General features: G+C 62.3%; 21 protein-coding genes and 1 pseudogene. 12 read left to right on the forward strand and 10 right to left on the reverse strand.

The window, feature by feature from the left end; all coding sequences use genetic code 11:
* Window positions 1-460 precede the first annotated feature (460 nt).
* The 3 genes and pseudogenes from D8Y22_RS23325 to D8Y22_RS06815 all read right to left on the reverse strand — a co-directional run bounded on the left by D8Y22_RS23325 (window position 461) and on the right by D8Y22_RS06815 (window position 1,865).
* Entirely contained in the window at window positions 461-910 is a 450-nt protein-coding gene (locus D8Y22_RS23325; RefSeq protein WP_141464020.1) for an HVO_A0114 family putative DNA-binding protein, read from the reverse strand.
* A 102-nt stretch (window positions 911-1,012) separates the two neighbouring features.
* A pseudogene (locus D8Y22_RS23330) lies at window positions 1,013-1,357 on the reverse strand (toxin-antitoxin system TumE family protein); the annotation flags it as partial.
* 121 nt (window positions 1,358-1,478) lie between these two features.
* Window positions 1,479-1,865 carry a hypothetical protein gene (locus tag D8Y22_RS06815; RefSeq protein WP_141463962.1) on the reverse strand — a complete coding sequence of 129 codons (387 nt, stop codon included), beginning with the start codon at window positions 1,863-1,865 and terminating at the stop codon, window positions 1,479-1,481.
* 244 nt (window positions 1,866-2,109) lie between these two features.
* Between D8Y22_RS06815 and D8Y22_RS06820 the strand changes: the two genes are divergently transcribed.
* From D8Y22_RS06820 to D8Y22_RS06830, 3 genes are all read left to right on the forward strand, one after another.
* On the forward strand, window positions 2,110-2,397 hold the full coding sequence (locus tag D8Y22_RS06820) for a transcriptional regulator (RefSeq protein ID WP_394348193.1): 288 nt from the start codon (window positions 2,110-2,112) through the stop codon (window positions 2,395-2,397).
* A gap of 229 nt (window positions 2,398-2,626) precedes the next feature.
* Window positions 2,627-2,851, forward strand: coding sequence for an antitoxin VapB family protein (locus D8Y22_RS06825; protein ID WP_141463964.1), 225 nt, complete (start codon window positions 2,627-2,629; stop codon window positions 2,849-2,851).
* 10 nt (window positions 2,852-2,861) lie between these two features.
* Window positions 2,862-3,230 (forward strand): type II toxin-antitoxin system VapC family toxin, encoded by a 369-nt coding sequence (locus tag D8Y22_RS06830; RefSeq protein WP_217350866.1) that lies wholly within the window; start codon window positions 2,862-2,864, stop codon window positions 3,228-3,230.
* 442 nt (window positions 3,231-3,672) lie between these two features.
* Here the strand turns inward: D8Y22_RS06830 and D8Y22_RS06835 are convergent, their stop codons facing one another.
* Both D8Y22_RS06835 and D8Y22_RS06840 read right to left on the reverse strand, forming a co-directional pair.
* Entirely contained in the window at window positions 3,673-6,120 is a 2,448-nt protein-coding gene (locus D8Y22_RS06835) for a DUF7827 domain-containing protein (RefSeq protein ID WP_141463966.1), read from the reverse strand.
* Between the two features lie 390 nt (window positions 6,121-6,510).
* Complete coding sequence (locus D8Y22_RS06840; protein ID WP_141463967.1) at window positions 6,511-8,823, reverse strand: BGTF surface domain-containing protein; 2,313 nt, start codon at window positions 8,821-8,823, stop codon at window positions 6,511-6,513.
* Between the two features lie 424 nt (window positions 8,824-9,247).
* Here D8Y22_RS06840 and D8Y22_RS06845 point away from each other — a divergent pair, with 424 nt between their 5' ends.
* Window positions 9,248-9,532 (forward strand): DUF5808 domain-containing protein, encoded by a 285-nt coding sequence (locus D8Y22_RS06845; RefSeq protein ID WP_141463968.1) that lies wholly within the window; start codon window positions 9,248-9,250, stop codon window positions 9,530-9,532.
* Between the two features lie 130 nt (window positions 9,533-9,662).
* On the opposite strand, the gene D8Y22_RS06850 is transcribed toward D8Y22_RS06845, so the two are convergent.
* Both D8Y22_RS06850 and pyrE read right to left on the reverse strand, forming a co-directional pair.
* Window positions 9,663-10,568, reverse strand: a complete 906-nt coding sequence (locus D8Y22_RS06850) for a hypothetical protein (RefSeq protein ID WP_141463969.1) — start codon at window positions 10,566-10,568, stop codon at window positions 9,663-9,665.
* A gap of 110 nt (window positions 10,569-10,678) precedes the next feature.
* A complete protein-coding gene (gene pyrE / locus D8Y22_RS06855) occupies window positions 10,679-11,209 on the reverse strand; it encodes an orotate phosphoribosyltransferase (protein ID WP_141463970.1) in 531 nt (176 codons plus the stop codon).
* Window positions 11,210-11,330: 121 nt separating this feature from the next.
* Here pyrE and D8Y22_RS06860 point away from each other — a divergent pair, with 121 nt between their 5' ends.
* Window positions 11,331-12,290, forward strand: a complete 960-nt coding sequence (locus tag D8Y22_RS06860; protein ID WP_141463971.1) for an alpha/beta hydrolase — start codon at window positions 11,331-11,333, stop codon at window positions 12,288-12,290.
* 739 nt (window positions 12,291-13,029) lie between these two features.
* Here D8Y22_RS06860 and D8Y22_RS06870 read toward each other — a convergent pair.
* Both D8Y22_RS06870 and D8Y22_RS06875 read right to left on the reverse strand, forming a co-directional pair.
* On the reverse strand, window positions 13,030-14,568 hold the full coding sequence (locus D8Y22_RS06870; protein WP_141463973.1) for a hypothetical protein: 1,539 nt from the start codon (window positions 14,566-14,568) through the stop codon (window positions 13,030-13,032).
* 346 nt (window positions 14,569-14,914) lie between these two features.
* Window positions 14,915-15,550: a helix-turn-helix domain-containing protein gene (locus D8Y22_RS06875; protein WP_394348194.1), complete on the reverse strand. Its 636-nt coding sequence runs from the start codon at window positions 15,548-15,550 to the stop codon at window positions 14,915-14,917.
* Window positions 15,551-15,687: 137 nt separating this feature from the next.
* Here D8Y22_RS06875 and D8Y22_RS06880 point away from each other — a divergent pair, with 137 nt between their 5' ends.
* The 7 genes from D8Y22_RS06880 (at window position 15,688) to D8Y22_RS06905 (ending at window position 21,864) form a co-directional block, all read left to right on the forward strand.
* Complete coding sequence (locus tag D8Y22_RS06880; RefSeq protein WP_141463975.1) at window positions 15,688-16,299, forward strand: methyltransferase family protein; 612 nt, start codon at window positions 15,688-15,690, stop codon at window positions 16,297-16,299.
* A 182-nt stretch (window positions 16,300-16,481) separates the two neighbouring features.
* A complete protein-coding gene (locus D8Y22_RS06885; protein WP_141463976.1) occupies window positions 16,482-16,733 on the forward strand; it encodes a hypothetical protein in 252 nt (83 codons plus the stop codon).
* A 236-nt stretch (window positions 16,734-16,969) separates the two neighbouring features.
* The gene (locus D8Y22_RS06890) at window positions 16,970-17,386 is read left to right on the forward strand and encodes a hypothetical protein (protein ID WP_246084371.1); all 417 of its coding nucleotides are present in this window, start codon (window positions 16,970-16,972) and stop codon (window positions 17,384-17,386) included.
* Window positions 17,383-17,511 (forward strand): hypothetical protein, encoded by a 129-nt coding sequence (locus tag D8Y22_RS23120; RefSeq protein WP_281282381.1) that lies wholly within the window; start codon window positions 17,383-17,385, stop codon window positions 17,509-17,511. The genes D8Y22_RS06890 and D8Y22_RS23120 overlap by 4 nt, the downstream gene beginning before the upstream one ends.
* Before the next feature lie 623 nt (window positions 17,512-18,134).
* The gene (locus tag D8Y22_RS06895; protein ID WP_141463977.1) at window positions 18,135-19,661 is read left to right on the forward strand and encodes a hypothetical protein; all 1,527 of its coding nucleotides are present in this window, start codon (window positions 18,135-18,137) and stop codon (window positions 19,659-19,661) included.
* Window positions 19,662-19,758: 97 nt separating this feature from the next.
* Entirely contained in the window at window positions 19,759-20,235 is a 477-nt protein-coding gene (locus D8Y22_RS06900; protein ID WP_141463978.1) for a pyridoxamine 5'-phosphate oxidase family protein, read from the forward strand.
* Window positions 20,236-20,280: 45 nt separating this feature from the next.
* Window positions 20,281-21,864, forward strand: a complete 1,584-nt coding sequence (locus D8Y22_RS06905) for an HTTM domain-containing protein (protein ID WP_141463979.1) — start codon at window positions 20,281-20,283, stop codon at window positions 21,862-21,864.
* Between the two features lie 106 nt (window positions 21,865-21,970).
* On the opposite strand, the gene D8Y22_RS06910 is transcribed toward D8Y22_RS06905, so the two are convergent.
* Window positions 21,971-22,765, reverse strand: a complete 795-nt coding sequence (locus D8Y22_RS06910; protein ID WP_141463980.1) for a helix-turn-helix transcriptional regulator — start codon at window positions 22,763-22,765, stop codon at window positions 21,971-21,973.
* Window positions 22,766-22,962: the final 197 nt, after the last annotated feature.

The following is a 22,962-nucleotide window of genomic DNA, read 5'->3' on the forward strand; positions in this document are numbered from 1 at the left end:
CAGCAGAGTCGGGGGTATCGTCTTGCTCGCTTTGAGCAGTCGGCACAGACACACGCTTCGAGCATGTGCGTTCACCGACTACCCTTTCGGATACTGCCTCGTTACGTGGGCGGACAGGCCGCCTCCGAAGGACGGTTCGGAATCCGCTCCGTTCCGACCAATTCCTACATCAGTGTAGGGCGGCCTGTCACTTAAACGCAACCGTTGGAAACTCGGGGAAGGCGTTTGAATGGCGGTACGTTTCCCAGGGTGACGGCGCGTATCCACGCCGTGAACGACGTGGTATTGCGCCTGTTCAGCCTATAAACACTGGGTCGGATGGTGGCGAAATCGTCTCCGATCACCTGCTGTCGCCACGAAGAGAGTCGTCGCCGAGCGAGTACAACTGGACCAATGGTGTGGCCCATCGAGAGTCGCCCGAGTGCAGATCACGACGCACCCGACCGACTCGACGGACTCGTCAATCGGCACTGGCAGCAGCGTCGGTATCGACGTCGTCGTCCACGAGTGGATACTCGATGTGCATCTCGATGCGCTCGTAAGGGACGATCGGGATCGTCGCGCCGCCACGGCCGCCGTCTTCGAACGCAACGACCTCGAGCATCTCGAGTCGCTGGAGATCCGCGTGGACGTCGGAGACGTCCCGATCGACGAGACGAGCTGCCTCGCGGATGCTCGACGGTTCCGTCTCGACGATCGCCTGGATGAGTTCGAGCCGCAGCGGTGAGAGGTGCTCGTGGAGGTCGTCGTAACTGCCAAACTGCAAGACGGATCGCCCGTCGAGGTGGTCGGGCATCGACTCGCCGATATCGTCCGGCGAGTCAGCACTGTCGATCGCCCGAGCGACCTCGAGTGCGTCCTCGCGAGCCGATTCGCGGTCGCCGACGGTGATGTGGAGTGTGGATGGCATGGGTGTGTGGGTTGTGTGGATGGCCAGCGACGGTTCAGACGGGCGTTCTGGCCCGTCAGCGTTCTCGAGTTCGCCCCAGTAGACATCCGCTTCGGCGTCGAACTCCACCAACAATGGCCCGACGCCGGGGAAGTCGATGGTCGTCTCGCCGGTAGCAGTGTGCTTCTCGTGCCCGTTCGTCGCTTCGTGAGCGTTATCGTACCGGAGCAGTGTCAGTCCCTCGAGCGTGCCGATATGCATCGAGTACCGGACACCGGACGGATAGGTCTCGACGTCGGTTGCGTAGCCGACGTTGACTTTCTCGATGAGACCTTGTTCGAGGTATCGGTGTTCATAGATGACTGTGTATCCGGCGATCCCTATTTGTTGGTATTGCGCCCAACAGCATACGTGTTGGTGGAATACCCAACATAGCCCAGTCTCTGTACGGCCTCGACGTACGCGAATCGTTCACTTTGTAGAACTCACAAAATTGGTTCGTTTGGCTTCCAACTGTCTCCCGAACACGATCGGCGAGTTCGACAGTCTGGTTACAAGAGCCTCGAGTTCCCCACGGAGACACGTCCCGTCACTCGTCGTCCACCGCGTCGTCGCCACGCACTCGATCGAACGCCGCCGGCTCGGGACCGAGACACGTCGTCGTGCCGAGTCCCCGACGGAGTACCGCTCGAATCTCGTCGTCGCTCGCCGCGTCGGGCACCGTCTGCTTGGCGGCCTCGACCGCCGTCCGAATTGCCTCGAGATGAACCACGAGTTCGCTGTGCTCGCCCTCGATCGCGCCCGTCGTTTTGAGATCCGTCACCGACGCCGCCGCGATCCGGTCGATCGCCTCGAGTCGCGCTGCATACCCCAGGCCACCGTCCGGCTGCATCTCCATCGCAGTGTGGTCGTCGCCTCGAGACGCCTCGTCTGCGCTGTCGGGAGGTTCGTGATCCCGTAACTCATCGGTTGGCATGGCTTCCGTCGTGTGGGTACGGGAGTTTCCCGCGGAGTTGGTGTTTCCAGCACCGAGCCGCAATTTCTGGTCTCGGAGAGCCAAATCGGCGTATAGCGTCCCTGAAAATAGAGGCCCTCTACAGACACTTAAATATTAGTTTATATACTCCATTTTTGAGATATATACCTTAAGAAGCGGTCGATCCGGTGCAGTTAATCACGAATCCGCCGACGTGCGGGGTATGCGGGCCCGTGTCTCTTGGATGAACGAGGCTGACGACGCTATCCTCGAGTACTTACAGGAACTCGAGACCGAGACGGGCCATCGAATATCGCTTCCACCAACTGCTGTCTGGTACAACCTTGTCGAGGAGCTCGGTGTACTCGATCGAAGTCAGAATACGATTTCTCGCCGGATGAACGTGCTTTCAGATGCGTCTCTACTCGAAAAAACGAGTGACAAACGTGGCTACTACCGGATTACCGATCGCGGACTCGCGTATCTCGAGGGAGAGATAGACGCGAGTGACCTCGAGCGAACCGACGACTGATACGGATTGCTGTACCGATGTACCGGCCAACCGCGACCCGGGCGGCGGTTGCGCCGGCAATGACGTACAGTAAACCGTATGAGGTCCTCGAGCGTGCACCCGGTATCCGAGGCCAGCCGGCGAATGGGTGGGCAACCGTTCGAACCGATGCCAGGGTACGCTCCAGAGCGTCACGAGATCGACTCGAGGAACCGCGACGCTCAAGTGAGTAATGCACGTACATGCATGTATGGCGACGACGATTAGTCTCACCGAAAAGGCCTACGAGAGCCTGAAAGCACTCAAGCGGGAGGACGAGAGCTTCAGCGACGTCGTACAGCGCCTCTCGGGTGCGCACGAGGACAAGATGAAGTGGTTCGGCTCGTGGGCTGATGTCGACCTACGGAACGCCGTCGACGACTACCGTGACGAGTACGACCGCGACCTCGAGAAACGGCTGACTGAACGGTCTTGATACGAATATTTTGATTGACTACTTAGAGGGAAAAGCGTACGTCGGCGAGTTTATCCAATCGCACGCGAGCGAGCCACTGTTCGCACCGACCCCGGCGTTGCACGAGACGGTTATCGGTGCGGTTCGAACTCGTGGCGACGACGGACTCGAGCAAGCACGGTCCGATCTTGGTTGGGTCGAACCCGTTTCGTTGACCGTCGACGGCGCTGCAGAAGCCGCCCGAATCGACAGCGAACTTCACAGCGCCGGTGAACCGATCGGACCGCTCGACACGCTCATCGCGGGAGTTGTTCGTGAGGCCGGTGGGACTGTCGTCACGCGAGACGAGCATTTCGAGCGCGTCGACGACCTAGATGTGGCGTTGATCGGGAGTAGATAATCGTAGGTGAGATAACTACTATGGAGTTGTCTCGCGCGTACGTGAACCCTCTCGAGATCACGGCCCGTGGCATTCGCCTTGCGATTCTGTAAACCCCTGCTCGGAAGCCGGAACCCAAAGACGGCGAACGGAATGACAAGAGACGCGTGGTCGAAAGGCGGATGGTTAACGGTACGTCGCCCTGGTACCCCTACCCACTACGGCGGGGAAGGCGAAACGCGGGAGAGCAGGGCGGTACCCCATCCGTCCCCGCCGCTTCGGCGTTGGTAATGAGTACTTATTAACTTGTTCAATCATAAACGTGCATAGCCAATATTTTGAAATGTATTGTGGAAATACTGTCTTTATATTCTAAGTTTGAAATTCCATACGGTCGCCTATCCGTTACAGAACGACCGCGATCGGGTGAGCCGAATGCCGGCTCGGAGAGAGAGGTCGCTTCCTACTGTCGTCGGAGCGCAATCATCGCGGCGGCAAGCAGTGCGACGACTGCGACGGCGACGCCGAAACCGGGCACGCTGTCGTCGCCCGTGGCTGGGTCGTCCGTGCCGTCGTCGGTCTCGACTGGCTCGTCGTCGGTCTCCTCGGGTTCGTCGTCGGTCTCTTCGGGCTCGTCATCTGTCTCGTCCGCGTCGTCGTCCTCGAGTGCGTCGACGAAGATGCCGTCGGCATCGCCGATCGTGCTGCCTCCAGCACGGAACTCGAGGGTGGCGTTCTCGTCGACCTCGCGGTCGCTCAGATCGATCTCGTTGGATTCGAAGACGCCGTCGGCGTCGATCGCTGCGTCTGCGGTGTGCAGGAAGGTGTTGTCGGCGCCCGAGACGTGGCCGATGCGGACGTCGGCGGTCGTGCCGGGTGCGACGTTGGTTTCGCCCGTGACGACGATCTCGCCGGCCTCGAGCTGGACGGTCTCGTCCGCGTCGAGGTTGTCGAAGCTCACGGCGGGGTCGACGATGGTGACGTCGGTGCTGACGGCCTCGTCGGAGTCGGCGTCGAAGTACGGGTAGGCCGCCTCGGCGTCGCCGTCGGCACCGCCGTCGAAGGCACCGTCGCCGAAGGCGTAGCGCTCGTCGTCGTCGGTCTCGTACTCGAGGGTGGCGGTGAACTCCATGCCGTCCTCGAGGCTGCCGTCGAAGGCGCTACTGGAGCTGGTGTCGGCGACGACGTAGAGAGCGCCGGTGTCGGTGTCGACGAACACGTAGACGTCGTCGTCATCGGCATTCTCGAGCACCAGCGTGGTCGGATCCTGGTTGCCCGTCGCGTCGTCGGCCTCGACCTCGAAGGAGATGCCTTCGCCGTCGTTTTCGGTCAGTTCGTACAGCGAGTCGGCCGCGAAGCCGTCCTCGAGAGCGTCCCAGTCACCCTCCTGGGCGAGCAGGGCGCCGGTGAGACCGCCGGTTTCGGCTGCGACGATCAGCTGATCGTCTGCGGCGATCTCGGTGCGTTCGGTAGCGATCTCGCGGAGTTCGTCGAGTTCGTGTTCGTCGGCGTCGTCGGACGGTGCGGTGGAGGTGGTCACGGACTCGATCGTCGGCGTCGTCAGATCGAGCGTGGCCAGTGCGAGCTCGTCGTCGAGCTCGGAGTCGCCGTCGGCGTCGACGATGAAGTTCTCGTTGCCGTTGACGGCGACGTTGTAGTCAGCGGCCTGAAGCGGTCGCGTGAGCTGTTCGTCCGGCTCGTCGCCGTCGCTCAGGAGGTCCAGTTCCTCGAGGTATTCGCTGAACCCGCCCTCGAGTGCGTTACTCGAGTCGACCGCATCGTCGTAGAAGGCGGCCTGTTCGACTTCGTCGCCGCCGTCGTGGACGAGGCTCTGGACGATGTCGTCCTCGCTGTGGAAGACGTCCTCGGTGGCCGTGTTGGGCGCGCCTGCGGTCCGGGTGTTGACCTGGACGGTCACGTCGCCGGAGTCGCTGTCGTCCTCGACGTAGAGGATGTCGACGTAGCCGGCGTCCTCGTCGCCGAACTGGACGTAGGCGTCGTCGGTGTCCTCGAGGTCGATGGTGAACTCGACGACATCACCGGCGGACTGCGTGTAGACGCTCTGGTCGAACTCGGCGTCGAGATCTTCGGCACCGACCTCGACGGAGACGCTGTCGGCGGCATCACTGTCGACGACCTCGAACTCGAGGTCGTACTCGCCGTCGTCGATGTCGGTGAAGTTCAGCGCGTGTTCGCGGTCGTCGAGGTCGACGAGGACGATCGTCTCGTCGGCGTCGTCTTCGTCCTCGTCGTAGACGCCCGCGTTGAACTCGCCGTAGGTCGCGCCGACGTCAAGTTCGTCGGCGTCTTGGGTGGTGATCTCGTCGTACTCGCCGTCGTCGCTGAAGATGCCAAACAGCTCCTCGTCGTCGAGATCGCCGTCGGCGCTGACGTTCAGCGAGTACGTGCCGCGGTTGGAGTCGATATCGAGGTCCGTGAAGGCGTCCTGACCGCCGTCGGTGACGGCCTCATCTTCGAGTTCGACGGTGAGATCCTGTGTGACGACCTCGAAGGTGTCGCTCGTGGCGACGGTACTGGTATCGATACCGGGCCCCTCGAGGAAGTAGTTACCGTCCTCGAGATCCGCCGTTTCGATTTCGATGTCGCCGTTCTCCGGGTTCAGTTCGCTGACGAAACTCGTCCCATCGACCTCGCCACCGCTCGTGTCGGTGACCTCGCGGAGGTCGTAGACTTCGTCGTCGTCGATACCGCCATCACTGCCGCCCGATGCAACTACCGTCTGGCCCTGAAAGACCAGGGTTCTGTCCTCGCCGTCGACCGTGTAGGAGACCTCGTCGCTCGCTGTCGCCCCACCCGCAAACGCTGCGGACATGGCAACGACGGAACAGACCATCATCGCGGCCAGGACGAGTGCACGTCCCGTCTCGCGATACGTTCGTTCGTGTGTCATTGTATGGTGTTAGTGTCGTGTTTCGATTGGTTGGCGGACTGTACTACGGGGGTAAGTCCCGGTTACGCCCGACTGGCTCCGCGCCAGCCGGCGTCGATCGTCCGGGTAGGGGTACCCCTCGCTTTCCCCCTCCTCGGCATAAGCCTTCTGTGTTTTAGTCATTCTTCTTACAATGAATGTTCAGATATAGCACGAGTAAGGATGGCATAACTAGATCTCCTATCCACCATATTCGGCCTCCAGAATATTCACTGCGGGAATAATTTGTCTATTTTCAATAACAAATCAGAAAGCATTTGACCGCTCACTGAGGGAGCGCTCGAGCCACCAGGCTGTGGTGCTCCAACTCGAGGGATCGACGGTCACGTCCTGGGAGCCGAACAGACCGTCTTAATCGTCGCCCGATTCGACCGGTTCGTCGTCGGCCACGAGGAGTCCGTCGTCAGGCTCGGCGAGCCGCTCGCCACCGTCGGCCATCGCCTCGACGAAGACGCCGTCTGCCTCGTCGATCGTGTCGCCGTCGACGCGGAACGCGAGTGTGCCATCGCCGTCGACCTCGCGGTCGCGCAGATCGACGGGTTCGGTTTCGAAGTCGCCGTCGGCGCCGACCGTGGTGGCTGCCGTCTGCAGGAAGACCTCGTCGCTTCCGTCGGTGTGTTCGAGACGGACCTCGGCGACCGTGCCGGGTGCGATGGTGGTCTCCCCAGTCACGACGGTCTCGCTGGCCTCGAGTGCCACGGCGTCGTTCGCGTCGCGGTCGTCGAAGCTCACGGTGGGTTCGACGAGACTGAATTCGGTGCTGACGGCCTCGTCCGAGTCGGCGTCGGCGTACGGGTATGCTGGCTCGGCTTCACCAGCAGCGCCGCCGTCGAAGGCCTCGTCGCCGAACGCGTAACGCTCGTCGTCGTCGGTCTCGTACGCGAGGGTGGCGGTGAACTCCATGCCGTCCTCGAGGCTGCCGTCGAAGGCGCTACTGGAGCTGGTGTCGACGACCACCGAGAGCACACCCGTCTCGGTATCCGCGAAGACCGACACAGCTTCGGTATCGGCGTCCTCGAGCACGAGCGAGGTGGGCCCCTGGTTGCCGATCGGATCCGCGGCGTCGACCTGGAAAGAGACACCCTCGCCGTCGTTTGCGGTCAGTTCGGACAGCGAGTCGGCCGCGAAGCCGTCCTCGAGGGCGTCCCAGTCACCCCCCGCGGCGAGTACGGCACCGACGAGACCGCTGGCGTCGACGTCGACGATCAGCCGATCACCCTCGGCGATCTCGGTACGTTCGATGGCGAATTCGTGCAGTTCGTCCCGGTCGTGGCGGTCGGCACGGTCGGACGACGCGACGGACGTCGTTACGGCATCGACGCTCGGCGGCGTCAGATCGAGCGTGGCCCGGTCGAGTTCGTCGTCGGTGTCGGACTCGCCGTCGTCGACGACGAAGGTGCCGGTCGCGGAGACGGTCAGATCGTACGCCGTCGGCTGGAGCGGTCGCGTGAGTTGGTCGTCCGGCTCGTCGCCGTCGCTCAGGAGGTCCAGTTCCTCGAGGTATTCGCTGAACCCGCCCTCGAGTTCGGCGCTCGAGTCGCTCTCCCTGTCGTAGAAGGCGGCTTGTTCGACTTCGTCGCCGCCGTCGTGGACGAGGCTCTGAACGACATCGTCCCCGGCGTAGAAGGCGTCCGCAGTCGACGTGCCGGGAGCGCCTGCCGTGCGGGTGTTGACCTGGACGGTCACGTCGCCGGAGCCGGTGTCGTCAGCGAGATAGAGGACGTCGACGTAGCCGGCGTTCTCGTCACCGAACTGGACGTAGGCGTCGTCGGTGTCCTCGAGGTCGACGGTGAACTCGACGATGTCGCCAGCCGACTGCGTGTAGTGGTGCTGGTCGAACGACGCATCGAGATCGATCTCGCCGACGTCGACGGCGGTGGTGTCGACGGCCGTGGAATCGACGACCTCGAACGCGAGGTCGTACGCGTCGTCGTCGACGCCAGTGAAGTCCAGTTCCGCCTTACGATCGTCGACATCGACGAGGACGATTTTCTCGTCGGCATCGGCTTCGCTCTCGTCGTAGACGCCCGCGTCGAACGCGCCGACGGTGTCGCCGTCGAGGTCGGCGGCGGTGTGGGGCTGCAGGTCGCCGTACTCGCCTTCGTCGCCAAAGATAGCCAACAGCTCCTCGGCATCGATGTCGCCGTCGGCGCTGACGTTCAGCGAGTACGAGCCGCGATTCGAGACGATGTCGAGGGCTGTCGTGGCGTCCGGCCCGGCGTTGGCGACGGCATCGGCCTCGAGCGCCGTGCGGATGGTTTGGATCGTAACCTCGAACGTGTCGCCGACGGTGACGGGGCTCGTATCGCCGGGTTCGGCGAGGTAGTACTGCCCGACCGCGAGGTCGGACGTCTCGAGTTCGATCTGGCCGGTGCCATCGGTCGTCACCGTTTCGACGTAGGTGCTGGATTGGACCGTGCCACCGCTGCTGGCGGTCACCTGGCGAAGGTCGTACGCTGCAGTGTCTCGAAAGTCGCCCGATACGACTACTGTCTGTCCCTGATAGAGCAGGGAGGATTCCTCGCCGTCGACGGTGTAGGTGACGTCGTTGGTCGTCGTCGCTGCGCCCGCAAACGCCGTCGCGGTCGCGACGACGGAGAGAATTACGATCGTAGCCAGGACGAGCGCACGCCCCGACTCGCGGTAGGTTCGGTTTGGTGTCATTGATCCTAGGTGCTGTGGTCGTTCGTGTGGACGGAGTGTGATACAGCGGCGTCCGCCGCCGCCAGCGCAACCGAATCGCCGATGGTCGACGACCGGTGTGAGGTACCCCCCGCTTCCGAGCACCCCGGTATAAGCCTTCTGTAATTAAGTAATATATCATACATTGAAAGTGTTCTCCAGATATAGATCTAAATGAGCCCTATAGAACACATGAACCGTATAACCGGATACCACACCATTCACTTGTATGTGAATATATCATATTGTTAGGTGTACTTGGTCGACGACTATCTGCCTCGAGTGCGAGCCGAACCACCGGCCTAACCGTCGCTCGTCGGCCGGATCCACAACAGACGACGGACGATTTTTCGAGGGGCGAAGCGAGCACACAATACTCTTAGGAGGGGAGGACGTATCACCGGCCATGGCAGACAAACCGACATCCGGTGAGATACTCGGCGTACCGTACAACTTCGAACGCCCGCAGCTGAGCCGCATGCTCTCGTCGTACTGGCAACCCGGTGAGGGGATGCTCGTCGAGAAACCGTTCGGCGTGGGCTATACGCTGAATCTCGCCAACTGGCGCTCCTGGGTCGTCGTCGCCGTCGCCGGTGCGCTCCTCTGGCAGCAAGAACGATCCGGGACCGGTACCGACGAGGAGACGACGGACGAACCGGTCGAAGTGATCGTCGACGACGGCGAGGAGTGATCGTCGTCCCGTCGCCACCGTCGCCGGCGGCGACCAAGCAAAATCGTCCCGACCGTTTTCGGTCGGTCTCGCTCGTCGGACGACCGAGATCGACCCACGATCGATTGCTGAAACGATAGCTACTGGACGGCTAAGTCCCGTCGGTAGCACCTGGAGCGTCCTCCGGCATCGCCGGCGGCGTGCCGACGATCGTCGCCGTCCGTCCGTCACGCTCGGCGCTGGCCACGTCACTCGAGACGGCCTCGAGCGTCTCGAGGGCGTCGTCAGTCAGTGCGTCTGCGCTCTCGAAGACGAAGACCCAGGTCATCTCCTCGGCCATCGGGGACTCGCTCGAGACGCCCCAGAGGTAGATCTCGTCGATGTCGACGTTGCTGCCGGCGGGTGCGTCGTACTCTCCGGTGACGGTCTCCGTGTGGGGTAACTGTTGGAACAGGTGGGTGAACTCGGGGTCGACATCCTCGAGGCGGTCGCGTTCGCCTTGGTGGGCGTCGATTCGTGCCTCGTAGTCGTCGCCGATGACGATGGCCTCCGGGCCGATCGCGAGCGTCCGCTCACCGTCGGGAAGCGATTCGGTGACGACAGTATAGCCGCCGTACGTCCCCGTGATCTCGGTATCGTCGTCACGGTCTGCGTCGGCGGTAATCGCGTCGACATCGAACGTCCCGAAAAACACCTGGGTAAACGCCTGTACCAGGTGGCCGTCGACGTCGTCGATCGTCACGTCCGAAAAGCCGGGCAGGACGGGTTCTAAGTCGACGCCTTCGGGAAAGACGGCCGTGTAATCGAAGCGTCGGTTGCCGCCGCTGACCGGATCGCTGTCGAGTAGCCACGTTCGAAACGGCGCGGCGGCGTCCCAGTCGGCGTCGATATCGCGGTCGGGGATCTCGCGTTCGTCGGCGTCCCGCTCGCTCTCGTCACCACCAGTTTCGGCGTCCGGTGGCAGTTCCTCGGGATCGTCGCCACCGCTCGTACAGCCGGCGATTGCGGCCATCGTGACTGCGAGCATGGATCGACGCGTGAGTCTCGAGTCTGGCATCTATCGCCGGCAACCACGAACTGACGTATAACAACTCGTGACTGTCCGGACAGTGAGAACGCTGTTCGGACAGTGAGAACGAGCGAAACCACTGTCTCGTCCGTGGGTCGCTATCGATCGGCAGCGTCGAGTAGCTCGCTTGCGGTGACTAACGCTTCCATCTCGACATCGGCGGCTTCGACGTTCTCGCGGCCGCCTTCCTCGCGGTCGACGACGACCAGCGTCCGATCGACCGTCGCACCCGCTTCCCGCAGCGCCTCGATCGCATCCACTAAACTCGTCCCCGTCGTGACGATATCTTCGAGCACGATCACTTCCTCGCCCTCCTCGAGTCGTCCTTCGATCAGGTTCCCGGTGCCGTACTCCTTGCGTTGCTTCCGGGCGATGACGTAGGGAACCTCGGCCGCGACGCTGGTCGCAGCCGCAAGCGGCACGGCACCCAGCGCGACGCCCGCGAGTTTGTCGTCCGGCCCGACGCGCTGGGCGAACGCCTCGGCGACGGCCTCCAGACAGGCGGGATCGGTTTCGAAGAGGTACTTGTCGACGTAGTATTCACTCGTCCCCCCGTGTGAGAGTTCGAACTCCCCGAATCGAACGGCATCGGCCGCCCGAAGGGCATCGATGAGCTGCTGATTTGCCATTGGCGGTACGGGCGTGCCCCACCAAATTAAGCGGTGTGAAACGACTCGAGCCGGCCGCCGCCACTGCAGCGACCGGTGGATCGCGAAGGTTTTTATCACGATCGATAGACAATATTTACCGATGACACCTGACAGGGCACCCCAACCCCATCCCGACGTACAGTCGTTTCTCGAGCTCTACGAATCACTCGACGCGCCCGAGTTCACCGAGGTATCTCCGACGCGCGCTCGCGAGATGTTCGAACAGATGCGCGTCGGCGGCGACCCGATCGTCGACCTCGAGTCCGTCGAGGATCGGACGATCGACGGCCCCTACGGGGAGATCCCGATCAGAATCTACGACCCCGGCACTGCCGGAGAGGACCGGCCGCTTCTGGTGTACTTCCACGGCGGCGGCTGGGTGATCGGCAGCATCGAGACCCACGACAACACCTGTCGAAAACTGGCCGACGAGACCGGCTACCCCGTCGTCAGCGTCGACTACGGGCTCGCCCCCGAACAGCCGTTTCCCGAAGGGCTCCTCGAGTGTTACGCCGCTCTCGAGTGGGCCAGCGAGACGGCACCCGACCTCGAGGCCGACCCCGACCGCATCGCGCTGGCCGGTGACAGCGCCGGCGGCAATCTCGCGGCGGCGACCGCACTACTGGCTCGAGACCGCGACGGGCCGACGGTAGCCCACCAGCTGTTAGTCTATCCCGGCACCGGCGACGTTACCCAGACCGACGCCTACGAGGAAAACGGCGAGGGCTACTTCCTCACCGCCGAGGACATGGCCTGGTTTCGCGGCCACTACTTCGAGCGCGAGATCGACCAGGGCAACATCTACGCGATGCCCCGACTCGCCGACGACCTCTCTGATCTGCCGCCCGCGACCGTCATCACCGCGGGCTTCGATCCGCTTCGCGACGACGGTGGGGCCTACGCCGAGCGCTTGACAGACGCCGGCGTCCCGACCAGCCACCACCACTACGACGACATGATCCACGGCTTCTTCGGCATGATCGCCAAGCCGATCGACCTCGAGCCGGCCCACGAGGCCTACGAGGCCGCCGTCGCGGATCTGCAGGCAAGTTTGGAGTAATATCGCGTGCACGTGACCGTCCACCGCCGTTCTGCCGTCCAGGACTATGCTACTCGATCACATAATTTTCGACCCTCGAGCGTTGCTCGGATTATGTATCATGAACGTTTATGTATGTGGAGCCAGTAGCAGGAATCACAGATGTCGGTCGTACACGTACGAGCCTAACGCCGCCCCGACGACGAGTACCGATTGCCGACAACGCGACCACACCCGACCGACATGAGCACACGACACTTCCAGCCCCAGACCGAGACCGAATCGACACCCAGCCAACCCCCGACCCGAACGACAGCCACGTCGGCCGTCACACAGCCGCCAAGTTCGCGGGCGCCACAGACGTTTTCGCACCGCCGCAGCGACAAACTTCAGAACCTCATCGACAAGTACAACGCCGCAATCTCGGTCACTCAATCGTCGTAATTCGGTCGTTTTTGCAGTGATCTCGAGTCAAAACCGTCTTTGTAGCCACGGCCCTACGGGGCACTGGCCAATGACGATTCACTCCTTCCGAGCCGGACTCGGCATCCGGTCGTGACGAGCCCTATGAGTGCCGAGGCCGCCATTTTTACGGTAGAACGCGTCTCTGAGGGGATCTGGGTGTGGCCACAGTAGACAGAGGCCCCGTTCAGTCGAAAATGTCTACTCTATCTTGACACAGCGAGAGAATCCCGGCGTCGTCGGGCGAAGCCCGAGAGCTTGCGGAGCTTTGCTCCGCTCTGTTCACGGCCAGAGGATGTCATTCGCGTCGCGTGTCCTCCTCCCCAACCATGACGATTTTGAGGTACATATCGGTTGCTTCGGCCTTTTGATCGTCGTCGGCGTCGACGAGATGAACGAGCGGACAGTCGAGCGCCACCGTCACACCGCTCATCACGTCGTGGTCGTCGCTGGCCGGCCCATCACGGAGTGGAATCATGATTTCCTTGCCGGTCTGGGGGTTGCGGCCACGATTTTTCTGCTGTAACGTCTCCTCGACGAGCGAGAAGAGTTCACGCCGGCCCTGATCCGAATGAAATTCCTCGGGGAGCGCACCGAGCAAGTCCTCGTCGATGTTGCCGCGGTGGAGTGACGCCCCGCGGCGGCGGTGGCGGGTGTCGCGGCGAATTCGCTGGAGTAGTGCCTGCTGGCCATCGGTGCTGGCCACGTCCTCGGGGGTGAACGAAACGACCTCGTTCGGCCCCTGAAGCGTCAGCAGCGTACACGAGTCCTCGTAGAGCGCGCCGTCGTCGATGACCCACCCGCCGGTGTAGATGTACTCGCCCTCGTGCTTGCAACGGCGGACGTATGCCACCGCCGGAATCGGCATGGGTGCACCCTCGGGAAGCGCAAGCGCCGGCGCGACGATCACCGGCGTCGCGGTGACACCGCCCGATTCGCTCTCCTCGCCCCACCCGTCGGACGCTGTCGAGTCCTCCCACTCGTAGTCGGGAGTAAAGCCACCATTGGAGACCATCCCGGACCCGCTCTCGCGACCGGCTTCTGGCGGGTCGTTCTGGACGGTGACGACGACGCTCGAACCACGCGTCCGGGCCACAATCGAGCGGTCGCTCCGTTCGGGCACGAGTAACTCAGCGCGGTTCGCGCCCCACGACCACGCCATCACGTCGATATCGCCGTCGCGTACACTTTTGAAGGAGTTGTTCCCCCAGCAGTACACCCTCCCCTCGCGCTCGACGCACAGCTGGTCGCTGGTCATGTACTGGAAGATCCGTTCGGGTGTAATTTCGTCGGCGATAGCCGGCCCGCGCGGAATATCCGCATCCGGAAGCGAGACGGCCACGCTCTCGCCGGCGACCGATTCGATCTCGAGATATGCGTACAGCGCCTCCCGGAGTTCGTCGAACCCGTCGTCGTCCTCGTCCGGGTCGTCCCCGTTGATCTCGTCGGGAACGATGCCGACCGCACTGCGACGCTTGTTCGAGCGGACAGAGTTGTAGTCATTTGCCGGCTGTATGGTATCGACCGACCAGCCGTCGAGTTCCAGGCTGGCCGAGAGCACGCCGCTGCTTTTGATGCTGGCGGGCACCGACTGGGCCCGCAAGTCGGTCACGTCGAACACGCGGCTGCCGGGCGAGCGAAAGCCGGATTGCAACTGCTCGACACCGCCGCCCGTGAGCGTTGCGGGAATCATCGCGGCAGGCGAGGCCGAGGTATCGGTCATCCGACCGGCGACCTGGCCGAGACAACCGGCCATCCCAGCGAGCGCCGCCCCAGCGCCCGCTGCGAGAAACCGCCGTCTCGTCGTTCCAGTATTGCTCTCAGTCCGATCCTTCATTAGTTTCGAAGAACGGCGACTCTGACTCATCACGTTTCAGTGAAGGGAGGGGGCTATAAGTATATAAATATATATTAAATCATTTATTAAATCGTATGTTTTGTGTGTGGAGTAGGGCAGGAGACAACAGATCGCCCCCGGTCAGGGGTCAGCAACCACTACGGTGCTGAGTTCGGCGATGAAGACGAACGCAGGAACGTCAGACACCTACGAAGAACGGTCCTCACAGCGAAAATCGAGCACTTCTGCAGGCTCGGGTTCGGGTCGAGTCATACTGAACTGTAGAGAGATTATGAGTCGTGAGTGCCGAGGGGCTCGATTCACCAGTACAAATCCTACCGTAGAATCATCCACCGCAACGACTTGTGGCCCGATACCGCTGTGTCAACCTTTTGATTACAGCAGCTTCTCCCTGACGGAGTAAGTGTGACGCCGTCCCTTCGGCGCAGTCGAGCTCGTAGGCGACATCCGCGAGTGTCCCGTTCCGTGGAACGTCGTAGTAGCCGGTTTCGACGGCGACCTGGAGTGCCTCGAACTGTCGTTCTGTGCAATCAGTTGCGATTGTCTTGTGACGGCGGTCGAATTCGCCAATTGCATCGACCGTCACCTCGAGATCGTCGGGTAGTGTTTCTAGTAGCGTCCGGAGATCGTCACCTGCCCCGACGAGCGTCATCTCGAAGGATGCGTCGCTGTCGTAGATAATGGGTGGCAGGACGACGAGATCGAGTGTCGTGTAGGCCTCACGCCAGGTTTTGTCCTCGGGTCGGGTCTCCTGGCAAAGATAGACATAAAACGACTCGTCGTCGATTTCGGTGATCCGATACCACCGGATCGACGCGACCGATGCAATCGCCTCCTCGTAGGGTTCCCGGTCCGCTTCGACGTAAAAGAGTTCGTACTCCGTTTCATTTCCCGTCTCGATGTTCCACGAGAGCAGCTCTTCGTACTGGACGACATCGCGCTCGCGGATGAACTGCTGCATTGGGTGGAGCATCCAGTCGGGCTGTCGCAAGGAGAATCTGAGATACTTCACAATTGTGACTGTGTTGTGGCTATATAAATAATCTAGCGAGCTAGAAGCAATCTCCTCGGTAACGCCGGACCGACACACGGCCAGCAATGACAGAAACACTCGAGTGGGTGCTGTTGGGAGCCGGACTGGGTGCGATGCTCGCGAACCTCGCGGGCGTCGTCTCGAGCATCCGTGGATGGACATCATACTATCCCCTCGGCGAGAAAGACTGGCGCTTCACCGTGTTCTGGGGACTGGCACACGTGAGCAACGGTGCGCTGCTCGGACTGGCCTACATCCAGTTCGGAGAACTCGGACTTCCCTGGTGGGCGTTTCCGGTCGGACTGGTACTGTTCGTCGGTGGGTTCGCGATCGTGATCGTTGCGACGTCCGACCTCGGCGTTTCCCAGACGCAGGGAATAACGGACGGTCTGCGGACGGATAGGTTATATCGGTATTCTCGGAATCCACAGTACGTCGGGTACATTCCGGTTACGATCGGCTACGTGCTATTCACCGATGCGCCGTTTGTCGTGCCGATCTGTGCTGTCTGGCTGGTTTGGTGGTTCGTGCTTCCGTTTGCCGAAGAGCCGTGGTTGCGTGACCAGTTCGGACACGAGTACGAACAATATGCCGAGCAGATCCCACGGTTTGTGGGCGGGAATACGGTGCGACGACTGCTGACCGACGCAGGGATGAAAGGGAAGAATAATAAGTAATATTATGTGGTTTTAGTGGCGTACTGGTAAGTCGTCCAGATTTGAGTGCCGAAGCCGCTATTTTTGACGGGAGAACAGGTCTCTGGGGATCTGGTTGTGACCACAGTAGACATCGGCCTCAATCAGGCTCTCGCCGATCAGGTAGACTCGGATTGAAGAACGTTGCCGAGCAATCATACGGTATGGCCGCCGAAATTTCCGACCGGGTACGAGAAATCGCGGAGGCTCGCGGCCTTCCAGAGTCAGAAGTGTTCGAACAGGCACTCGAACGTGGTCTCGAAGATCTGTGGGAGGACCTCGTGCTCGCACAGTACCTCGACGGCGAACTCGACGGCAAGGAAGCCATCGAGCGTGTCGGTCGGACGAAGGTCGAGCGAGCGGAGCGAAAGCGTAAAATCGTCGAGGAAGATGTCGACTGGGGCCTGAACGCGTGATCGATACGTCTACTGGCGGGTAACAGTCACCGGAGAGCATTCGCCGGATGAGGGCAGCGAATTCTCGTACTGGTTCTGGCCGGCAGTTCAACACGACGAGAGGCTACGACAACTATCGCCGTAAACCGTAGACGTTCGTCCAGAGATGGCGTACGCTGCGTCCGCTTTCACGACTGTACCGAAATACGCAATACGATCCTAAGACCTCGAGCGACCTCTCTCTACTCGAGGGATCGATGATGACGACAGACGAACTGGAACACACAGAAACGCACCGAACGGGCGACATCGAGCACGGCGTCGACGCCGGCGACCACCACGAGTTCATCGAGTGGGTCGACGCGAATCCGGACGCGGCGAGGGTCGAGTTTCGCGCCACCGGCGACACCGAAGCGGTCGCCAACCGCACGACGGCGACGATCGGCGACTGGGCGCTGGGCGGCGAGGAGATGGGCGCCGAGCGCAACCACACGCTCGAGTTCGGCCTTCCGCCGGAGCTCGAGGCGGCGATGGGGTACGTCGAACCGACCGATCGCTACGAGGCGATCGAAGGAGCGCTCGCGGGGCTCACGGCGTGTCTCAACGGGACGATCGTCTACAACGCGATTCGCGAGGGGATCGACATCGAAAACTCGAGATCGACGTCGCGGTGACCGGCGATCTCACCGCCGAGGAGCGATCCATGGTCCGGGAGTATCCACAGCGGTCCCCGGTGTACAACCTGGTGACGCTCGAGCACCGGAACAGGCCGAACGTCGAGATCGACGCGCCAGCCTGATACGGATTGCTGTAACGATTTACCGGCGAAACCGCAGACGGGTCGCGGTTTCGGCGGTAACGACTTACAGTAAACCGTATGAGACGGACAGCGGTCCGGATCAGACCGACCACGGACGGTTTGGAGGGCGTCCAAGAATCGTTTCGACGCGTTCCTCGGCACGCACACGAGAGCGACGACCGCCAACAGTCACGTGTGGGTGACCGTTACCGCGGTTTCGATGCCGAGTACGGTGCTCGTACCGACGGTACGGGATCCCTATCGGTTCGCTCGAAAGCGGTATAGCGATCGGCAGTCGATTGCGGCCCTCCTCGATCGGCGACACACCCCGATCCAGTTGTCCGCCCGACACGTCCATGAGGGCGTGTGGTCTCGCCGACATAGGCCCAGGCTTCCCGGCCGTTCTGGGGGAGAAGCCTCTCACTCGAGACCCTAGCCGCTGGTTTCGCTCCCGCTACAGATGCCCCGTGCTGGTCGTTTCTCGTGACTGTGATCGCCGCGCGAGGCTCACCGCGTTAGAACTGTCGTGTCCGCCGGTAGCTCACTGATTACAAAACGTCCGTTCGGTGGAGTGATCGATACTCGCCGGCCCGACGGCACGGCGCCGTTGGCCGGAGGTGACCATGACAGACGACGACCCCATTTCCAGGCGGACGAGTCTCAAAGGTATCGCAGCGACCGGTGCGCTCCTCGGTGGTGCCGGTCTCGGCATCAACAGCGCCAGCGCCGGTGAGAAGAAACACCACGGCGACAAACACGACGGCAAGCACAAGAAAGGGAAGCACGGCGACGACAAGGACGGCACGAACGGCGACGGCATCCCCGGCGTCGCCGGCATCGACTTCGACGCGTGTCACACGATGGCCGTCCACTTCGATGGCAGTTACGCCGATCCGACAGCCGATGGCTCCGTGGCGATCCCGATCACGACCAAAGACGGGTTCATGACGCTGCCGACGGTCGGCGACGTCGACGACGCGATCACGATCCCCACCGCGGGCGCGAACACGTTCCTCCAGATTCCGATCGGCGAGGTGACCGACGACTACGTCGAGATTCTCGTCCAGAACGACACCGAAATCGTCGACAGCAGCCGCTACGTTCGGGTCCCACTCGGAAAACTCGAGGACGGTTCGATTACGCTCCCGGCCGAGGGACCGTACGACGGCTATTATAAGCTGCCGCTGATCGGCGGCGGCCACATCCCCCTGCCTGCCGGCGGCAAGGAAAAGGACGCGCTCGTAATCGCTCTCGAGAACGGGTACGCGACGTTCCCGGTACACGACGACGACGGCGGGGCGCTCGTGACGCCGGTCGTCCAGGTTGGCGACGCACCGTTGGCGAACCTTCGGATCCGAACGTACAACGGCCGGAAGGGACGCATCGAGAACGTCCAGCGGACGATCACCGCGGACGATCTCACTCCATCCGGACGGTACGGGTCGGATGTCTACGGCAGTCAGTACACCTGGACGTTTACCGTCTTCCAGTTCTACGATCACGTTTACAACACCGGCGACAAGATCCTCTCGGTCTCGATCGGCGAGGCGACCGTCCAGAACCCCAACGACTGCGCGACAGAGTATCAGGTCGGCTACGACTCGGCAGGCTACCTCGACCTCGAGAAACTCTCGCTGTCTCCCGTCTGTGTCGACTCGGAAACGAACATGGCGCGGTTCCGGGTCCGAAACGCGAACGAGAAGCCCGTCGCAGCGGCGTACGCAGTCGAGGGGACGGATCGGGCGGGCTCGGTCTTCGTCGAGCCCGAGAGCGCGACGTACATCCACGTCGCCGCGCCGGACGGTGACGCGACGGTCTCGCTGATCGCCGACGGCAAGGTGATCGCTACTCGAGACAGCCGAACTGACGTCGAGTGTCTGCCACGCGGGCAGATTCCGTTCAACGCCGAGTGCGTCGAACGGCTGGAAGGAGCGGCGAAGTTCTACATCCACAACGGTACCGACACCGACCTGACGTTCTTCTATCACGTCGCCGAAACCGGCGAACTCAGTGCGGTGACGGTACCCGACGATATGACCAGTTCCGAGACGTTCTGGGTCGAGGCGCCGGATGGCGAAGTGACGACGACGATCTACTACGAAGACGAAGCGATCGCCTCGGCGACGAGCGATCCGTCCGTCGACTGCTAGTCGATTCGCCAGCCTCGAACCTCTTCGTTCTCTTCGCGTCGCGACCGGGGGCATCGTTGGGCAACAATATATTCGCTCCGGAGTCGTACGTCGTGGTATGCACGTCAGTGGCTCCCTGTCTCGAGCACAGATCGCGGACTTTCTGACCGACGATCCGATCCCGATACGGCTCGGCTGTCGAACGCCCGCGGGCGAGTTGTGGATGCTCTCGATGTGGTATCGCCACCGCGAGTCCGACGACACCGACGACGAGTGGGTACTCGAATGTGCGACCAACGCGGATGCGAAGGTCGTAACCTACCTTCGCGAGAGTCCCGATGTCGCGTTCGAAGTGTCGACGAACCGGCCGCCGTATCGGGGCGTCCGGGGCCGGGGAACGGCGACGATCGACCCCGATCCCGACAAGACCGTCCTCCGGGCGCTGCTCGAGCGCTATCTCGGAGGGACTGATTCGGAACTGGCGACGAATCTCCTTAAAGAGGATCGAACGGAGGTGACGATCACGATCTCGCCGTCGACCGTCTACGGCTGGAATTTTGCCGACCGAATGGGCGACACCGGGCGATCCGAATAGTGCGGATAGTAACACCTATCATCCAGCCGTGTCCGCCACCGATAGATGCAGTCGACCAGCCGGGAGCGTGCGAACGCGGCCGTCCGCAGTGGCTGGTCGGTTCTTCGCGAGTGCGTGCGAGTCGAGACGCGGTCGCTGGCACTCTTTCGGATCCTCGTCGCGCTGTTGATACTGGCCGACCTCGGATTACGGTCGCGCAACTTCTCGCAGTTCTACACCGAAGACGGCCTCGTCCCCCAGTCGCTAGCTACCGGGATGGAGCACGTCAACGGGGTATCGGTCTACTTTCTCTCGACGGAGCCGGCGGTGACCGCAGCGCTGTTTGCGGTGCAGGCACTCGTTGCGGTGGCGTTACTCGTCGGCTACCGGACCCGCATCGCGACGGTGGTGTCGGTCGTGTTTGTCGTCTCGCTCGACCTCCGGAATCCGCTCGTGGTGAGCTACGCCGACGTGCTGTTTGCCTGGCTGCTGTTCTGGGCGATATTCCTCCCGCTCGGCGAGCGCTGGTCGGTCGATGCGGTCCACCGCGACAGGCCGCCCAGGGCGAGCGTCGCGACGCTCGGGTCGGCAGCGATCCTCGGTCAGATGGTGACGATGTACGTCGTCAACGGCTACCACAAGACGACGTCTGAACTCTGGCAGACGGGGGAGGCAGCAGTGCTGGTGCTCGGGCTCGACGATATGACGTTCCTGCTCGCCGACCTCGTACGCTCGGTCCCGACCGTGCTCCAGGTCGGCGGGCTCACGTGGTTTGTCATGCTACTCGGGGCGTGGCTCTTGATCCTGTTGCGCGGGCGGGCACGAACGGCGTTCGTCGGGCTCTTTCTGGCCGGTCACCTCGCTTTCGCGGTCACCGTCCGGATCGGCGCGTTCGCCTTCGTCGCCATCGCCGGCCTGCTACTCTTTCTCCAGTCGTCGTTCTGGACCGACCTCGAGGCCGTCGCGAGGTGGGGAGGCGTTCCAGTTGCCGCCCTCGAGTCGCGACTGGCCGGCCTCGAGCGCGTCGCCGAGGTGATTCCACGACCGAAACGGTGGCTCGGAATCGGGTCGTGGCTCGTCACCAACCCCTACAAGATACTGCTCGCGGTGGGGGTCGTCACGCTCGCTACCCTCACGATCCTGTCGGCGCTGTCGGCCGGCGGCATCGTCGAGACGGACGCCGGCCCGGTCGAGACGACAACCGACGGCGCGGACGCGTTCGTCACCCACCAGACCCAGTGGCGAATCTTCGCCCCACAACCCCGGACGACCGACCGCTACTACGTCTTTCCCGCAGAGACCGAATCCGGCGAGGTGATCGACGTCTACAACGACCGGGAACTCAGCTTCGAGCGCCCCGAGGGCAGCCTCGAGAAACAGTACGACACCTATCGCGAGCGATTCTACATGAACAGCGTCAGCGCCGACGAGCCGCCGGGAACGGCCGACCGCCTGGCCGAACGACTCTGTACCGAGTGGAACGAAGCCAACGACGACGACCTCGTCACCGTCAACATGTACCGCGTCGACGAGTCTGTGACCCTCGAGACGATCGACGCGCCGGCAGACCGCGACCGGGAGAGCACCTATTTCCACTGGTACAGCTGTGACGACAGCGAGCCGACGACCGTCGCGTCGCCGCCGTTTTGAGCACGCCTAGTGGCTTCCCAAGCCTGCACTGCTGGGTCGAACCAGTTGGCGGGTGTCGGTTCGACCCAGCAGTCGACGCTTGGGAGGGTACTAGATCGACGATGGCTTAGTTCGACCGAACATCGGCGGCCGCGAGCGCGTCGGCGTCGGCCCAGTAGTCGTCGATGGTCTCGATCGCCCACGAGCGAACCGCGGGATCGTCGGTGTCGACCGAGGCTCGCAGGATGCCCTGCTCGTCGCGCAAGAGGAGATAGACCGTCTCGTCGAGGACCATCACCGCGAGCGGCACCGAATCGACGACGCCGACGGTCGCATCCGCAGACTCCAGTACCGTCTCGAACCGGTCCCGAAGCTCGGGGTCCTCGGCGAGGGCGTCGACGGCCGGCCGCGAGAAGACGCCCCGAAACGTTTGCTGGCCATCGGTCGTCCGCTCCTGGACGACCGAAAGCGTCTGCTCGTTGAACGCGTGTGACAGCGTCTGGACCGCCTCGGCGTCGCCGAGCAACTCGAGCAGGCGACCCAACGGTGCGTTCGGTCGGGTCCGCGTCGGCGTCGTGATCGTCGCGTCGGCGAGCCGTCGAAGATCGAACGTCAGCGTCTCCGTCGGGAGATAGTCGACGATCCCTCGCAGCGTCGCCTCGGTTTCGACGATCTCTAAGAGGTCGGTAAACCCCGCCGCGACGAGTTCGCCCGTCGCCGTCGCCGTGTACTGGCTGCCATCTCTCCTGATCCAGGCCCGATCGGCAAAATCACCCAGAATACGACCGAGCGTCGCCTGTGAGGCCCCCGTCTCGTGGGCCAGCTCCGAGCGTGTGTATCGATCCGCCGACAGCAGCCTGAGCACCTCCACTCGGTTCGCCGAGAGCGCGAGAAACTCGATCTCCTCGAGTGCCGACTCCATACGCTGTACAGCACCCGCCGCCGTATACCGCTTTCGACCCCTGAAATAATTTCACAGTGTGTGCCGTTTCGCTCCCCGCTACGTACGTGGATTGCGCCACTCGAGTTTCTCACCGTGAAATAATTTCTGAACGAAACTATGGGTGAGCATCCGCTACTAGATACTACGATGATTTCCGGAACCGAGTGCCCAAACAT

Origin of the sequence: Salinadaptatus halalkaliphilus (assembly GCF_006543045.1) — an archaeon.
GTDB lineage: Archaea > Halobacteriota > Halobacteria > Halobacteriales > Natrialbaceae > Salinadaptatus > Salinadaptatus halalkaliphilus.

Coding starts and splice junctions, on each gene's coding strand:
- D8Y22_RS23325 (WP_141464020.1), bottom strand. CDS start 910: ATGCCATCCACACTCCACATCACCGTCGGCGACCGCGAATCGGCTCGC.
- D8Y22_RS06815 (WP_141463962.1), bottom strand. CDS start 1,865: ATGCCAACCGATGAGTTACGGGATCACGAACCTCCCGACAGCGCAGAC.
- D8Y22_RS06820 (WP_394348193.1), top strand. CDS start 2,110: ATGAACGAGGCTGACGACGCTATCCTCGAGTACTTACAGGAACTCGAG.
- D8Y22_RS06825 (WP_141463964.1), top strand. CDS start 2,627: ATGGCGACGACGATTAGTCTCACCGAAAAGGCCTACGAGAGCCTGAAA.
- D8Y22_RS06835 (WP_141463966.1), bottom strand. CDS start 6,120: ATGACACACGAACGAACGTATCGCGAGACGGGACGTGCACTCGTCCTG.
- D8Y22_RS06840 (WP_141463967.1), bottom strand. CDS start 8,823: ATGACACCAAACCGAACCTACCGCGAGTCGGGGCGTGCGCTCGTCCTG.
- D8Y22_RS06845 (WP_141463968.1), top strand. CDS start 9,248: ATGGCAGACAAACCGACATCCGGTGAGATACTCGGCGTACCGTACAAC.
- D8Y22_RS06850 (WP_141463969.1), bottom strand. CDS start 10,568: ATGCCAGACTCGAGACTCACGCGTCGATCCATGCTCGCAGTCACGATG.
- pyrE (WP_141463970.1), bottom strand. CDS start 11,209: ATGGCAAATCAGCAGCTCATCGATGCCCTTCGGGCGGCCGATGCCGTT.
- D8Y22_RS06860 (WP_141463971.1), top strand. CDS start 11,331: ATGACACCTGACAGGGCACCCCAACCCCATCCCGACGTACAGTCGTTT.
- D8Y22_RS06870 (WP_141463973.1), bottom strand. CDS start 14,568: ATGAAGGATCGGACTGAGAGCAATACTGGAACGACGAGACGGCGGTTT.
- D8Y22_RS06875 (WP_394348194.1), bottom strand. CDS start 15,550: ATGCAGCAGTTCATCCGCGAGCGCGATGTCGTCCAGTACGAAGAGCTG.
- D8Y22_RS06880 (WP_141463975.1), top strand. CDS start 15,688: ATGACAGAAACACTCGAGTGGGTGCTGTTGGGAGCCGGACTGGGTGCG.
- D8Y22_RS06885 (WP_141463976.1), top strand. CDS start 16,482: ATGGCCGCCGAAATTTCCGACCGGGTACGAGAAATCGCGGAGGCTCGC.
- D8Y22_RS06890 (WP_246084371.1), top strand. CDS start 16,970: ATGATGACGACAGACGAACTGGAACACACAGAAACGCACCGAACGGGC.
- D8Y22_RS06895 (WP_141463977.1), top strand. CDS start 18,135: ATGACAGACGACGACCCCATTTCCAGGCGGACGAGTCTCAAAGGTATC.
- D8Y22_RS06900 (WP_141463978.1), top strand. CDS start 19,759: ATGCACGTCAGTGGCTCCCTGTCTCGAGCACAGATCGCGGACTTTCTG.
- D8Y22_RS06905 (WP_141463979.1), top strand. CDS start 20,281: ATGCAGTCGACCAGCCGGGAGCGTGCGAACGCGGCCGTCCGCAGTGGC.
- D8Y22_RS06910 (WP_141463980.1), bottom strand. CDS start 22,765: ATGGAGTCGGCACTCGAGGAGATCGAGTTTCTCGCGCTCTCGGCGAAC.